Source organism: Corynebacterium sp. KPL3927 (assembly GCF_040225835.1).
GTDB lineage: Bacteria > Actinomycetota > Actinomycetes > Mycobacteriales > Mycobacteriaceae > Corynebacterium.
Genome location: NZ_JBEHGD010000010.1, coordinates 46,547 through 59,739, shown reverse-complemented (window position 1 = coordinate 59,739; position 13,193 = coordinate 46,547). Strand labels below are relative to the sequence as shown.

Annotated in this window: 14 protein-coding genes and 2 tRNA genes; 11 read left to right on the top strand and 5 right to left on the bottom strand. The window is 56.9% G+C overall.

Annotation, left to right across the window (positions count from 1 at the left end; translation table 11 throughout):
• Positions 1 to 110 precede the first annotated feature (110 nt).
• Entirely contained in the window at positions 111 to 590 is a 480-nt protein-coding gene (locus ABRP86_RS06700) for a ribose-5-phosphate isomerase (RefSeq protein WP_023029160.1), read from the top strand.
• Between the two features lie 87 nt (positions 591 to 677).
• On the opposite strand, the gene ABRP86_RS06695 is transcribed toward ABRP86_RS06700, so the two are convergent.
• The 4 genes from ABRP86_RS06695 to ABRP86_RS06680 all read right to left on the bottom strand — a co-directional run bounded on the left by ABRP86_RS06695 (position 678) and on the right by ABRP86_RS06680 (position 2,605).
• Positions 678 to 1,511 carry an aldo/keto reductase gene (locus ABRP86_RS06695; protein WP_237799854.1) on the bottom strand — a complete coding sequence of 278 codons (834 nt, stop codon included), beginning with the start codon at positions 1,509 to 1,511 and terminating at the stop codon, positions 678 to 680.
• Positions 1,512 to 1,650: 139 nt separating this feature from the next.
• Complete coding sequence (locus ABRP86_RS06690) at positions 1,651 to 1,878, bottom strand: hypothetical protein (protein ID WP_237799855.1); 228 nt, start codon at positions 1,876 to 1,878, stop codon at positions 1,651 to 1,653.
• A complete protein-coding gene (locus ABRP86_RS06685) occupies positions 1,868 to 2,032 on the bottom strand; it encodes a hypothetical protein (protein WP_023030335.1) in 165 nt (54 codons plus the stop codon). Before ABRP86_RS06685 ends, ABRP86_RS06690 begins: the two co-directional genes overlap by 11 nt.
• Positions 2,033 to 2,530: 498 nt before the next feature.
• Positions 2,531 to 2,605 (bottom strand) — tRNA-Gly (locus ABRP86_RS06680).
• 121 nt (positions 2,606 to 2,726) lie between these two features.
• Here ABRP86_RS06680 and ABRP86_RS06675 point away from each other — a divergent pair.
• The 9 genes from ABRP86_RS06675 (at position 2,727) to ABRP86_RS06635 (ending at position 10,794) form a co-directional block, all read left to right on the top strand.
• Positions 2,727 to 3,575, top strand: a complete 849-nt coding sequence (locus tag ABRP86_RS06675; protein WP_237792424.1) for a DUF1542 domain-containing protein — start codon at positions 2,727 to 2,729, stop codon at positions 3,573 to 3,575.
• 134 nt (positions 3,576 to 3,709) lie between these two features.
• A tRNA-Pro gene (locus ABRP86_RS06670) sits at positions 3,710 to 3,783 on the top strand.
• Positions 3,784 to 3,877: 94 nt separating this feature from the next.
• Positions 3,878 to 5,233 carry a trigger factor gene (gene tig, locus ABRP86_RS06665; protein ID WP_302526993.1) on the top strand — a complete coding sequence of 452 codons (1,356 nt, stop codon included), beginning with the start codon at positions 3,878 to 3,880 and terminating at the stop codon, positions 5,231 to 5,233.
• A gap of 191 nt (positions 5,234 to 5,424) precedes the next feature.
• Positions 5,425 to 6,036, top strand: coding sequence for an ATP-dependent Clp protease proteolytic subunit (locus ABRP86_RS06660; RefSeq protein ID WP_023023580.1), 612 nt, complete (start codon positions 5,425 to 5,427; stop codon positions 6,034 to 6,036).
• Between the two features lie 17 nt (positions 6,037 to 6,053).
• Positions 6,054 to 6,680 carry an ATP-dependent Clp protease proteolytic subunit gene (locus ABRP86_RS06655; RefSeq protein ID WP_198010484.1) on the top strand — a complete coding sequence of 209 codons (627 nt, stop codon included), beginning with the start codon at positions 6,054 to 6,056 and terminating at the stop codon, positions 6,678 to 6,680.
• Between the two features lie 272 nt (positions 6,681 to 6,952).
• Entirely contained in the window at positions 6,953 to 8,455 is a 1,503-nt protein-coding gene (locus tag ABRP86_RS06650) for a peptide MFS transporter (RefSeq protein ID WP_349863242.1), read from the top strand.
• Between the two features lie 322 nt (positions 8,456 to 8,777).
• Complete coding sequence (locus ABRP86_RS06645; protein ID WP_023023573.1) at positions 8,778 to 10,082, top strand: inorganic phosphate transporter; 1,305 nt, start codon at positions 8,778 to 8,780, stop codon at positions 10,080 to 10,082.
• Positions 10,083 to 10,085: 3 nt separating this feature from the next.
• A complete protein-coding gene (locus ABRP86_RS06640) occupies positions 10,086 to 10,376 on the top strand; it encodes a hypothetical protein (protein WP_349863240.1) in 291 nt (96 codons plus the stop codon).
• 163 nt (positions 10,377 to 10,539) lie between these two features.
• Positions 10,540 to 10,794 (top strand): hypothetical protein, encoded by a 255-nt coding sequence (locus ABRP86_RS06635; RefSeq protein ID WP_349863237.1) that lies wholly within the window; start codon positions 10,540 to 10,542, stop codon positions 10,792 to 10,794.
• Positions 10,795 to 10,895: 101 nt separating this feature from the next.
• On the opposite strand, the gene fabG is transcribed toward ABRP86_RS06635, so the two are convergent.
• Positions 10,896 to 11,660, bottom strand: a complete 765-nt coding sequence (gene fabG / locus ABRP86_RS06630) for a 3-oxoacyl-ACP reductase FabG (RefSeq protein ID WP_349863234.1) — start codon at positions 11,658 to 11,660, stop codon at positions 10,896 to 10,898.
• A gap of 230 nt (positions 11,661 to 11,890) precedes the next feature.
• Here fabG and clpX point away from each other — a divergent pair, with 230 nt between their 5' ends.
• Positions 11,891 to 13,186 carry an ATP-dependent Clp protease ATP-binding subunit ClpX gene (clpX, locus tag ABRP86_RS06625; protein WP_349863232.1) on the top strand — a complete coding sequence of 432 codons (1,296 nt, stop codon included), beginning with the start codon at positions 11,891 to 11,893 and terminating at the stop codon, positions 13,184 to 13,186.
• Positions 13,187 to 13,193: the final 7 nt, after the last annotated feature.

The window sequence follows — 13,193 nt, the reverse complement described above, 5'->3', positions numbered from 1 at the left end:
TTTCTGTGCAGCACGTAGTCTGCGCTTTAGTTTAACAGCGCCGGGCTATGAGCGAAATAGGTTATGCAAAGTGGTGCCTAGAAGGCGGCGGTGCCGGTATTGTGGGGGTTATGCGCGTATATCTTGGAGCTGACCACGCAGGTTTTGAGACCAAAAACCTGATTTCTGAACACCTCACCAAACAAGGCCATGACGTTATCGACTGCGGCGCTCATACCTATGACGCCGAGGATGACTACCCCGCATTCTGCATTGAGGCGGCCCTATGTACCGTCAACGATCCAGGTTCCCTGGGAATCGTGCTGGGCGGATCCGGAAATGGCGAGCAGATTGCTGCCAATAAGGTCAAGGGCGCGCGCTGCGCGCTGGCGTGGTCGCCGGAGACCGCGCGCCTGGCCCGCGAGCACAATAATGCGCAGCTCATCGGCATCGGTGGGCGCATGCATTCGCAAGAAGAGGCCCTAGAAATTGTGGATGCCTTCTTGGATCAAGAATGGTCCCGCGCCGACCGTCACCAGCGCCGCATCGATATCCTCGCAGAATACGAGCGCACCAATATCCCACCCGAGCTGCCCAAGGACCCGCGCTAAAGCCGCCAGGTTCCTTGAATAAACATAAATGAACGCCGCGGGCCTTTGGGCCACGCGGCGTTTTATATGGTGGTTATACCAAACGCATTAGGCGTCGTTCATGTCATTGGGGTGATGTCCACCGCGGCCGTCTTCGCCTTCCTCCAAAGAGGTAATGGCGGCCATCTCTGCTTCCGTGAGCTCGAAGCCGAAGACATCGAAGTTTTCTGCAATGCGCGATGGCGTCGAGGACTTAGGGAAGAGGATGACCCCATTTTGCAGGTGCCAGCGGATAATGGCCTGGGCTGGGGAAACACCGTGCGCCTCGGCGGCTTCAGTAACCTCTGGTGCCTCCAAGATATCGCTCTTGCCCTGACCCAGCGGGCCCCATGCCTCGATGGAGATGCCGTGGGCGCGGCCAGCGTCCAGTTCGCGCCAGCGCTGCAGGTAAGGGTGCAGCTCCACCTGGTTAATCGCGGGGACGACGTCAGTGTGTACTTCCAACTGATCTAAGTGCTCTGGCTCAAAGTTGGATACGCCAATGGACTTCGCCTTGCCCTCTTTGCGCAGTTCAATGAGCTGCTTCCAAGCCTCCACGTACGTGCCCTTGGCCGGGGTAGGCCAGTGAATGAGGTACAGGTCTACGTAGTCAAGGCCCAGCTTCTGCAGGGATTCATCCAGTGCGGCAGCGGCATCGGTGTGGCGGTCATTCCACAGCTTGGTGGTAATGAAAAGCTCCTCGCGCGGGATGCCGGAGTTGGCGATGGCCTTGCCCACGCCTTCTTCATTGCCGTAGATGGCTGCGGTATCGATGTGGCGGTAGCCCACGCGCAGCGCTTCGGCTACGTATTCCTCGGTCTTTTCCGGGTCCATCTGGAAGACGCCAAAGCCCAGTTGGGGGATAGTATTTCCATCATTTAAAGTAATATTAGGTACGGTCATGGACACCAGATTACGCTTTTCTGGCCACCGCCCCAATGTGATGTATTTATAGCCGCGCTTGGCGGGAGATGGGCGGCGGGATGGAGGGAGGCGCCGGCAAGCAGGGGCCTCGATAAAGCTAAGGAACCAGCAAGGAGGCCTAACGGCGGAGCTGGCTGGGTGACCCCGGCCGGGACGCGTGCCAGCGCTTAATATCCTCAGCAAGCCACAATCGCGTGCGACCCAAAATCGTGGCCACATGCTCAGGGGTGCGGTGATTAGCTGAGTAATTGCGCCAGGTCGCGTAGCTCACGCCGATATGGGCGGCGCAATCCGAGCCAGTCCACAACTCATCGCCGGTATCGACATCGATGATTTTAGGCTGCACGGTTTTTCCTCCCTTGGGTAGTGGCTGTAGCTAGGTTGTAGCCGGATAGTGCCGCTAAGGCTATGACAATAAGCCAGATGGGCGAATCGGCAATTATCGAGTAGGCGGCGGCGACTACGATGCCTGAGACGGCGGAGGCCTGTTTCAATGTCACTGTAATGTGTCCTTTCGGTATATTGGGAGGTGTACCCCTAGGGGGCTGGATAGTGCTAGTATCCAGCGCCCCTAGAGGCTATTTGCGATGCCTACCCGATTTTGGCGGGTGGTCGTTGCGGTGCTGTTTTATCTGAATAGCTAGGCTACACAGTGAAATAATCAGCGCCGCGATCTCCATCACCTCTTCAGTTTTGTAAGTGCCTTGAAGCCTTACATTTACTAGTATAACACATTAATGCGTTATTGGAAAACTGGAAGAACGAACATTTTAAGAATATTTCCCAAAAACAGCCCAACCCCGCACCACACAAGCCGGATGCGGGGCGCCCGCCGTGGCCGCACTCTGGAAGAAACTCTAACCAAAGCTAAAACTATTCAAACCCCCACAGACTATACAATCCGTGAGGGTTTAAACATGCCAACCAAGATGGTTCTACCAATGGTTCCACTTACTGCCAATAACCAGCTACGATAGTCAATTATTGCAGTACAAACATGGAGGGAATGACGGGAATCGAACCCGCGTCTTCAGCTTGGAAGGCTGAGGTATTAGCCACTATACGACATTCCCACAGCGTTACCTTGAACGCTGTCGGCTACTTTAGCGCATGAGCGCCCCAAAACGAAAATAGGGAACACGCGCAGTGGGTAGGCCGTTAAAATAGGTAGGACCAATTCCAGTAAAGAAAGCGATGATTGTTGTGGAACTCCTACTTCTTGTAGTCGTACTCGGTGGCGGCGCGTGGTACCTATCCTCGCGCAGCTCAAAAAAGAGCCGGGAGGAGCGAGAGGCGCAGCAGTTAGCGGATGCCCAGGCGGATGCGCGTCGGTGGATTGAGCGCCTGGGTGGCCAGGTCATGCAGATTTCCGGTACGGATACCGCCTCGCAGCAGGCGATGGCAGACGCATCGGAGCGCTTTACCGCGGCCAATTCCGCTATTTCGCGGGCCACTACGGTCAAGCAGGCCAACTTGGCCCGCGAATCGGCGCTTGAGGGCATGCATTACGTCAATGCTGCCCGCGAGATTATGGATATGAATCCGGGGCCGGAATTGCCACCGCTAGAAGGCCAGCGCGCCGCGGGCAAGGTCACCGAGAAGCGCACGGTGGATGCGAATGGCGAGCAGCTGACTGCGTCCCCATACGCCTCTGAGGAAACCCCGAACTATTACCCAGGCGGAACCGTGGCTGGGCGCCCCGTTCCGGCCGGTTGGTACTCCCGCCCGTGGTGGGCAGATGCCCTGCAAACGGGCGTGTGGATGATGGGTTATTCCATGATGTTTAACGCCATGTTTGCCGGCATGTCCGGCGTGGGCTATTCCGCAGCCGCCGCAGAAAACGGCGACTGGGGCGGCGCCGAGGGCAGCGAAGGCATGGACGGTGCTGATGGCGGCGGAGATGCAGGAGACGCAGGAGATGCCGGCGATATGGGCGGCGATGCCGGAGGAGGAGACGCCGGTGATGGTGGCGGATTCTTCGATGGATTATCTGACGGCGATGGTGGCGGATTTTTTGATGGCATGTTTGATTTCGATTTCTAAGTCAAGCGGCCAGAAATTATGCCGGTAACCTGCGTCTACGCCCTTAACAGGGGGTTGATTTAGGAGATTTAAATCCAACACGCTAAACTGTCTCAGGTATGCAACGCAGCCAAGGTAACTTGGTGGCCTACATACGGGGCGTGGCGCAGTTTGGTAGCGCACCTGCTTTGGGAGCAGGGGGTCGCAGGTTCAAATCCTGTCGCCCCGACGTATGGGGGTCTGAAAATGCCCTAATAAGGTTTTTCAGACCCCCTTTAATTTTTATGTACGTAGAAAAACAATGAAGCCAGGGAGATTCACTCGTGAAGACCACCGTAGACAAGCTGAGCGATACCCGCGTTAAGCTCACCGTCAACGTTCCGTTTGCGGAGCTAGACCAGGAAATCGATCAAGCTTACGCGGCAATCGCGCAGCAGGTTTCTATTCCAGGTTTCCGTAAGGGCAAGGCCCCGCGCCAGCTGATCGACGCTCGCTTCGGCCGCGGCCCGATTCTGGAGCAGGTAGTCAATGACATGCTGCCTTCCCGCTACGAGCAGGCCGTTCAGTCCGAGGACCTGAAGGTCATCGGCCAGCCGGACGTAGATATTTCCAAGATCGAGGACAAGGACTTCGTCGAGTTCACCGCCGAAGTTGACGTCCGCCCTGAGTTCGAGGTTCCGGACTTCTCCGAAATCTCCATCACCGTCCCAGCCATCAAGGCCGGCGAGGAAGACGTGGACAAGGCCCTCGAGGACCTTGCAGAGCGCTTCGGTGAGCTGAAGGACACCAAGCGCAAGATGAAGACCGGTGACTACGCCATCATCGACATCACCGCAGAGGTTGACGGTGAGAAGATCGAGGAGGCTTCCACCGAAGGCCTGTCCTACTCCATCGGTGATGACAACCTCATCAAGGGTCTGGACACCGCACTGCGTGGCATGAAGACCGGCGAGGATAACGAGTTCACCTCCACCATTCAGTCCGGTGAGCACAAGGACGAAGAGGCTACCTTCAAGGTCCACGTGCAGCAGACCAAGGAGCGCAAGCTGCCGGACATGGATGATGAGTTTGCCCAGATGGCCTCCGAGTACGACACCATCGAGGAGCTGCGCGAAGCCACCAAGACCGAGGTTGAGGAGTCCAAGAAGGCTGAGCAGGCCGGCCAGATCCGCGATGAGGTTCTGAAGGCTGCGCTTGCCGGTGTCGAATTTGAACTGCCCCAGTCCGTCGTCGACGAGCAGGCTCACGCCCAGCTGCACCAGATCCTGGGCCAGCTGGCACACGATGAGAAGGCGCTGGCACAGCTGCTCGAGGCACAGGGCACCTCCCGCGAAGAGTTTGATCAGCAGACCCGCGAGCAGGCCGAAGAGTCCGTGCGCACGCAGATCTTCTTGGATGCCGTGGCAGAAAAGGAAGAGCCGGAAGTATCCCAGCAGGAGCTCTCGGACCACATCCTGTTCACCGCGCAGTCCTACGGCATGGACCCGAACCAGTTCATCCAGCAGCTGCAGTCCAACGGGCAGATTGCCAACCTGTTCTCTGACGTACGCCGCGGCAAGGCACTGGCTGCCGCCATTTGCCGTACCACCGTAAAGGACGAAGAAGGCAACGACGTTGACGTTGAGCAGTACTTCGGTGAGGTAGAAGAAGACGAGAACGAAGCTACCGACGCGGAGTAAATCTTCTCCTTAAAAGCCCAGCTTGGCCCCTCGCACCGGCGAGGAAGTCTGGCTGGGCTTTTCTCATCGCCGGGTCGAAAAAGCAGACAAAGATCGGTGCAAACGCTGATAGCGAACAGACCCCACAATTATCGCCACATTAAGTAGTGTGGTGGCATTAGAGATTAACCGTCCTCAAGGAGACTTTTCGAATGTCTAAGAAATCTGACCAGCTTCAGATGACCACCCCAGCAGGCTCCGGCCTGAACTTGGGTGACAGCGTCTACGAGCGCCTGCTGCACGAGCGCATTATCTTTTTGGGCACCCAGGTAGACGATGAAATTGCCAATAAGTTGTGCGCGCAGATCCTGCTGCTTTCCGCAGAGGATCCCACGCGCGATATTTCGCTCTACATCAATTCCCCGGGTGGCTCCGTGACCGCGGGCATGGCCATTTATGACACGATGAAGTACTCGCCCTGCGATATCTCCACCTACGGCATGGGCTTGGCTGCTTCCATGGGCCAGTTCCTGCTCTCCGGTGGCACGAAGGGCAAGCGCTATGCGCTGCCACACGCTCGCATCATGATGCACCAGCCTTCCGCTGGCGTGGGCGGTACCGCTGCCGATATCGCCATCCAGGCGGAGCAATTCGCACAGACCAAGCGCGAGATGGCCGAGCTCATTGCAGAGCACACCGGCCAAACCTTCGAGCAGATCACCAAGGACTCTGACCGCGACCGCTGGATGACTGCGCAGCAAGCCAAGGACTACGGCATTGTTGACCACGTTATCGAGTCCGTGAACGGCCCACTGAGCAACTAGGGAATAAGGAGAAAATCATTATGAATAAGTCGCAGATGCCAAGTTCCCGTTACGTACTGCCTTCCTTTATTGAGCAGTCCGCTCAGGGGACGAAGGAAACCAACCCGTACTCCAAGCTCTTTGAAGAGCGCATCATCTTCTTGGGCACCCAGGTCGATGACACCTCTGCCAATGACATCATGGCCCAGTTGCTGGTTCTTGAGAGCCAGGACCCAGACCGTGACATCACCATGTACATCAACTCGCCTGGTGGTTCCTTTACTGCCTTGATGGCAATTTATGACACCATGCGCTACGTGCGTCCTGATGTGCAGACCGTGTGCCTGGGCCAGGCGGCTTCTGCTGCCGCAGTGCTGTTGGCTGCTGGTGCTCCGGGCAAGCGTGCGGCGCTGCCGAACTCCCGCGTATTGATCCACCAGCCTGCAACCCAGGGCACCCAGGGTCAGGTCTCGGACTTGGAAATCCAGGCCGCAGAGATTGAGCGTATGCGCACCTTGATGGAAAACACCCTGGCGGAGCACACCGGCCGTACGGCCGAGCAAATCCGCATCGACACCGACCGCGATAAGATCCTGACCGCGGAAGATGCCGTGGAATACGGAATCATCGATACCGTCTTTGAGTACCGCAAGCTCAATTCTTAATACGGTCCTGATGGACTGAATCCATCAGTGGAGGCCCTGCGAGGCCGCTTCGAGAGGAGCGCTCGCAGGGCTTTTATTATTTGCGCATAAGTGACTGCAGTATATTCCTATGAGGGGTATGTCAGGGGAGCAACGGAGGGCGAACATCTACCCCAAACGGGGTGAATCTTTCAGAGAAATATCTGCAGGTCGTTAGGCAGATTAATATAGTGCGATGTTTCACGTATAATGGCCGATTTGTGAATTAGGCCTCTGAGTGGTCGTATTATGTTATGACAAATAAGGAACCAGAGGCGGAGGATCGAACCTCCGCACCCGCTGCTTCGAGCGGGGAGCGTACATTTTTCGGCCACCCGTGGGGGCTGGCTAACCTGTTCGGTGTGGAAATGTGGGAGCGCTTCAGCTTCTACGGCATGCAGTCCATCGTGCTGCTGTACATGTACTACGCCACCACCGATGGCGGCCTAGGCCTCGACCGCGGCGACGCGACGTCGATCGTCGGTGCCTACGGCGGCTTGGTGTACATGGCATGCCTGTTGGCATCGTTGGTAGCTGACCGCATCCTCGGTGCGGAGCGCACCCTGTTCTACTCCGCAATCATGGTGATGGCTGGTCACCTCGTCTTGGCCTTCATTCCTGCCGTAACCGGCCTGGCTATCGGCCTGATCCTCATCGCCGTTGGTTCCGGCGGTGTAAAGACTACCGCTTCGGTGGTGCTGGGCTCGCTGTATAGCCGCGACGATCCTCGCCGTGACGGCGGCTTCTCCGTCTTCTACATGGGCGTTAATATAGGTGCCCTCTTCGGACCGCTTCTTACCACCGCAATGTGGGGCTGGAAGGGCTTCCACTGGGGCTTCGGTATCGCTGCCGTCGGTATGGCCCTAGGCCTTATCCAGTACACTGCCATGCGTAAGACCACGATTAAGGACGCTGGCCACGAAATTCCTAATCCTGCAGATTTTAAACAGCGCATGCTGGGCTTGGGCGCGATTGTCGTCGCTGTCCTCGTCATGGTTATCGGCCTGGGTACTGGGATCATCAAGGTAGAGTGGCTGTCTAATATCGTCACCGCCGTTGCCCTGATCGCCGCCGTGTACTTCTGGATTCAGATGTACACCTCTGATTTGGTGACCCGGAAAGAAAAGAACCGCCTCTTGGGCTTTATTCCAATGTTCATCTCCGGTGTGCTGTTCTTCGGTATCTTCCAGCAGCAATTTACAGTGATGACCATCTACGCCGATGTGCGCCTGGACCGCCACATCTTTGGTATCGAGATTCCGCCGTCATTGGTGCAGTCCATTAACCCGATTTTCATCGTTATCTTCTCTGCAATCTTCGCGGCTATGTGGACGAAGCTCGGTGACCGTCAGTGGTCCACGCCGGTGAAGTTCGGCGTGGCCAATATCATCATCGGTATCTCGCTGTTCTTCTTCCTGCCATTCTCCGGCTCGGGCGCAAACTCCACGCCAATGTATGTCATTATCTGGATCCTCTTCCTATTCACCATGGGTGAGCTGATGTTGTCCCCAGTGGGCAACTCTCTGGCCACCAAGGTGGCACCTGAGGCGTTCCCATCGCGCATGATGGCCGTGTGGATGATGGCCGTGGCCATGGGTACCGCACTTGCCGGTTCGCTGGCTAGCTTCTACAACCCAGAGGATGCGGGTGCGGAAAACACCTTCTTTATTTCCTTAGGTGTCGTCTCCATCGCACTGGGCATCGTCCTACTCGTGCTGAGCCGCTGGGTGGTCAAGAAGTTTGCTACCTTCCGCTAAAAAGGGAAGCTAAAACCTTTATTTCGAGAGGTGTGTTGGTGTTAAGCCGGCGCACCTCTCTAAGTGTTTTCTGCCACGCTATTAAAGGGTGAAAATAGATTAGGTGTCTTAAAAATTGCTGGTAAACCGCAGATCTTTGGCAGGTGCCTAGCGCTCAGGCATATGTGGAAGGTTAACACTAGGCAAAGTGCAGTTTACTTCTTAGAAAAGCTATTGGCTCAACTTATTGTTGCGGAGTACGCTGCACTTCGTACGCGACGCGTGATGGCGCCGCAATAACACTTTCTTCTCATTTGTTAATTGCTTACAAGGGGCCAATGCTGTGACAGCGACTCTGATTATCTTGGGCATTGTGGTGTTTACCGCCTTAGCCTTCGACTTCACCAATGGTTTTCACGACACAGCCAATGCGATGGCAACCTCCATTGCTACTGGCGCGCTGAAGCCATTTACTGCGGTGGCGATTTCTGCCGTACTTAACCTCGTTGGCGCGTTCTTGTCCGTGAATGTCGCGGCAACGGTGGCCAAAGGCATCGTCAACCTCGATTCCTATGACCTTTCGGGTGCAGCCGCCGACTCGGATGGCCAAGCCCTGTTGATGGTGGTCTTTACCGGCCTTATCGGCGGTATTTTGTGGAACCTTTTCACTTGGTTGCTCGGGCTGCCGTCCAGCTCTTCCCACGCCCTTTTCGGCGGCCTTATCGGTGCAGGCTTTGCAGCGATGGGCACTGGGGGAGTGGAGTGGACCTCCATTATGGCCAAGATCATCATTCCGGCGGTGGCGTCCCCGATTATCGCCGCCTTGGTATCTGCGTGCGCCACCTTCCTCGTTTATTGGGTGACCAACACCATTCCGAATAAGGAAAAGAACGAGCACTTCCGCCATGGCCAGATTGTGACCGCCTGCTTGGTATCGCTGGCACACGGTGCCGGTGACGCTCAGAAAACCATGGGCGTTATCTTCCTCGCCCTCGTGGCTTCGGGCCACGCGGCTGCCGATGCCCGCATTCCAACCTGGGTCATCTTCGGCTGTGCGATTGCCATTGCGGCCGGTACCTTGTCCGGCGGTTGGCGCGTTATCCGCACCCTGGGTAAGGGCTTGGTGGAGATCGAATCCCCGCAAGGTATGGCAGCCGAGGCTACCTCCGCGGCCATCATCTTGACTTCCTCAGCCGGTGGTATGGCTCTGTCTACGACCCACGTGTCCACCGGCTCTATCCTTGGTACTGGTTTGGGCCGCCGTGGCGCGGAAGTGCGCTGGGGTGTTGCAATGCGCATGGTGGCTGCCTGGCTCATTACGCTGCCCTGTGCCGCCTTTGTTGGCTTCGCATCGTGGTGGTTGGCGCACGGCGTCTCTTCCGCTACCAATGTGGCAACCGGCGCTATCGTGGACTTCGTTCTACTCTTGGCCATGACGGCGCTCATCGTCATCCGCTCCCGTATGAACCCAGTTGATGCATCCAACGTTAATAATGACTGGGATGAGAACGCTGAGTCCGTGGATTCGTCCTTGGAGCCACGCGTTGGTGCGAAAGAGTCTGTCGCAGCTTCAGGGGGCATGACCCCGGTAGCGGCGGTCAACGGGGACAACGACTCCACCTCATCTACTCCACAAGAGGAGCGCTAAAACATGACTGTTGCAGAAATCTTCGAATCTATACTCCGCGTCGCTGGCCTGGCCCTCGTCTTCGGTGCTGGTATCCCGTTGCTCTTCGCCTTGGGCATGCGTTCCATGACGGGTGATCCCATTCGGGATGACAATGGTGTGGTGGTAGGAGATACTCCCGCTAGCCGCCAAATGAAGCTGCTGGGTTGGACCGTTTATGCCGTACTGGGTGTCATTATCGTGGTGGCAATCGCGTGGATCGCGCGCGATTCCCTGGACCACTACTTTGGTTTCGCACCATTTGGCGACCTTTAAGAATAACTCGCGGACTATATAGCAAGCCCGTGACCATGGAATATTCCTCAGAGCCACTTAAAGTTAACAAGAGATAAACTTTAAGTGGCTTAGGGGTTGCTTAGTGGGTAAGTACCAAGTATATTTGTAGCTATCAACAAAGCAACATTGAGAGGTGAGAGAGATGAACACGATGCGGACCTTCATTGGTGGCATTAGCGATATGTTCAAGGACTCCACCACGGGTACGGGTTTGGATACCGTGTCTCAGGCACCGGTTTCTGCCCGCGTAGCGGAAAATCTCGTTGTCGCGGGGCTTACCCCCGCGACGACCAAGGACGTCGCTGAGTCCTTCGCATTCGTTGTCGGCCATGCGCCAGATGAGCTGGAAATGCTCGATGTCGAGGCATTCTTGCTCGACTTTGACTGGCTGCAATAAAAACCGTACGAGATAACCCCGCCGCGCACCATAACGGTGTCGGCGGGGTTATCTGTGTCTTAGGGCAGGGCATCGGCAAGCGCTAGCCGGGCAGGCGCAGGCTAACGCGGCGGCAGGATGGCCTCGGGGGTTTCGGGCAAGAGCTGGCCCCCGTCAATAATGAGCGTTTGTCCGGTGATGTATCCGGCCTCGGTGGAAGCGAGGAAGGCCGCGGCATTGCCAATATCGCGGGGGCTGCCAAGCCGGTGCAGGGGAATGGAGCGCGTCATCTCATCCAGGTACTCCTGGCCCTGCGCCTCGAGGCCCTCGGTGAGGATATTTCCGGGCAATACGCCATTGATGGTGATGCCATCGCGGGCGATTTCCAGGGCTGCGGAGCGGATAAAGCCTTGTTGGGCCGCCTTGGAGGCGCCGTAATGCGCCCAGCCGGGAAAGCCGGTGTGCGAGCCAGTAATGGAGGTGGTGATGACGATGCGCCCATAGCCGCGCTCCTTCATATACGGCAGGGCTTCTTGCACGACCTTGAACGTGCCGTGGGTATTGATTTCAAACATGGTTTCCCACTGCTTATCCGTCATCTCTTCCAGTGGGCAGTTAGGAAAGACCCCGGCATTGGAACAGACGATGTCGATCGCCCCGTGCTCGGCGTGGACCTTGGCAAACATTTCTTTGATGGAGGCCCTATCGGTGACATCGACGGGGTAGGCGGTCGCGCCGAGCTCCGCGGCGGTGGCTTCGGCCTTATCGGTATCGATATCGGCAATGACGACGCTGGCGCCGGCTTCGCGCAGGGAGGCAACGATGCCCTTGCCGATGCCCGCAGCCCCGCCCGTGACAATCGCGGTACGGTTGGTGAGGTCAAACATGAATTGGCTCCTTCGACGGTGGTGGAGGAAGTAGAGGATCCAATCCCAAGTTTAGTGGTGTGGGCGGATAAAGATCTGCGAATTTCGCCACGCGGAGGGAATGAATAGGAGCCGTGTCGGGTTGATTTACTAAGGTAGATTTTTGAACAACCAACCGCGGGGACGGAAGTGAGCGAGCCTTCCTACCCACCTTTAAAAGCGGTAAACAAGAGCGAGTGTGAAAGTACTGAATGGCACGTATGCAAGAAAGCGCTGATCTCCTGAAGTGTTCCTTCTGCGGAAAGAGCCAAAAGCAGGTGAAAAAGCTCATCGCCGGTGGCGGGGTCTACATCTGCGATGAGTGCATCGAGCTCTGCAATGAGATTATTGAAGAAGAGCTCGGCCACGAGCAGGCCGAGGAGTCTTCCGAGGCGGAGGTGCGCCTGCCCAAGCCTTCGCAGATTTCTTCCTTTTTGGATAAGTACGTCATTGGCCAGGACAAGGCCAAGCGCGTGCTGTCGGTAGCGGTGTATAACCACTACAAGCGCATTAAGGCCGAAGAATCCGCCGCGCTAGATGCGCGCCGGAAGAAGGCCGAGGGCGAAGAGGTAGAGATCTCTAAATCCAATATTTTGATGCTGGGGCCCACCGGTTCCGGTAAGACCTACCTGGCGCAGACCTTGGCGCGCCTGCTGGATGTGCCTTTCGCAATCGCGGATGCCACCAGCTTGACCGAGGCCGGTTATGTGGGCGAAGACGTAGAAAACATCCTCTTGAAGCTGCTGCAGGCAGCGGACTTTGACGTGGAGCGTGCCCAGCGCGGCATCATCTACGTCGACGAGGTGGATAAGATTTCCCGCAAATCCGAAAACCCCTCCATTACCCGCGATGTCTCTGGCGAGGGTGTGCAGCAGGCGCTGCTGAAGATCCTGGAGGGAACCGTGGCCGCCATCCCGCCGCAAGGCGGGCGCAAGCACCCGAACCAGGAATTTATCCAGCTAGATACCTCCAATATCCTCTTCATCGTCGCCGGCGCGTTTGCCGGCCTCGATCAGGTAATCGCGGATCGCGTGGGCAAGAAGGGCGTTGGCTTTGGCGCGAAGCTGGGCACCGAAGACGAGCGGGAAAAGGTGGACCTATTCTCTCAGGTGCGCCCGGAAGACCTCGTGAAGTTCGGCTTGATCCCAGAATTTATCGGCCGCCTGCCCGTGGTGGCGACGGTGGATAACTTGGACCGCGAGGCCCTAGTTAAGGTGCTCACTGAGCCCAAGAACTCGCTGCTCAAGCAGTACAGCCGCCTATTTGAGATGGATGACTGCGAGCTGCACATGGAGGACGGGGCGCTGGATGCTATCGCGGAGCTCGCCCTCGAGCGCAAAACCGGCGCGCGCGGCCTGCGCGCGATCCTGGAAGAGCTGCTCGTTCCAGTGATGTTTGAGCTGCCGGACAGGGAAGATATTTCCGCCGTGCACATCACAGCGGAGTGCGTTACCCAAGGCGCAGAGCCCGAATTCACCTACAAGGATGAGGCGAAGGAATCGGCTTAGTGAGAAG

What these genes read in the sequence shown, in the direction of transcription:
- ABRP86_RS06675 (WP_237792424.1), top strand. Translation starts at nt 2,727, where the DNA reads ATGATTGTTGTGGAACTCCTACTTCTTGTAGTCGTACTCGGTGGCGGC.
- ABRP86_RS06660 (WP_023023580.1), top strand. Translation starts at nt 5,425, where the DNA reads ATGTCTAAGAAATCTGACCAGCTTCAGATGACCACCCCAGCAGGCTCC.
- ABRP86_RS06650 (WP_349863242.1), top strand. Translation starts at nt 6,953, where the DNA reads ATGACAAATAAGGAACCAGAGGCGGAGGATCGAACCTCCGCACCCGCT.
- ABRP86_RS06700 (WP_023029160.1), top strand. Translation starts at nt 111, where the DNA reads ATGCGCGTATATCTTGGAGCTGACCACGCAGGTTTTGAGACCAAAAAC.
- fabG (WP_349863234.1), bottom strand. Translation starts at nt 11,660, where the DNA reads ATGTTTGACCTCACCAACCGTACCGCGATTGTCACGGGCGGGGCTGCG.
- clpX (WP_349863232.1), top strand. Translation starts at nt 11,891, where the DNA reads ATGGCACGTATGCAAGAAAGCGCTGATCTCCTGAAGTGTTCCTTCTGC.
- ABRP86_RS06635 (WP_349863237.1), top strand. Translation starts at nt 10,540, where the DNA reads ATGAACACGATGCGGACCTTCATTGGTGGCATTAGCGATATGTTCAAG.
- ABRP86_RS06695 (WP_237799854.1), bottom strand. Translation starts at nt 1,511, where the DNA reads ATGACCGTACCTAATATTACTTTAAATGATGGAAATACTATCCCCCAA.
- ABRP86_RS06640 (WP_349863240.1), top strand. Translation starts at nt 10,086, where the DNA reads ATGACTGTTGCAGAAATCTTCGAATCTATACTCCGCGTCGCTGGCCTG.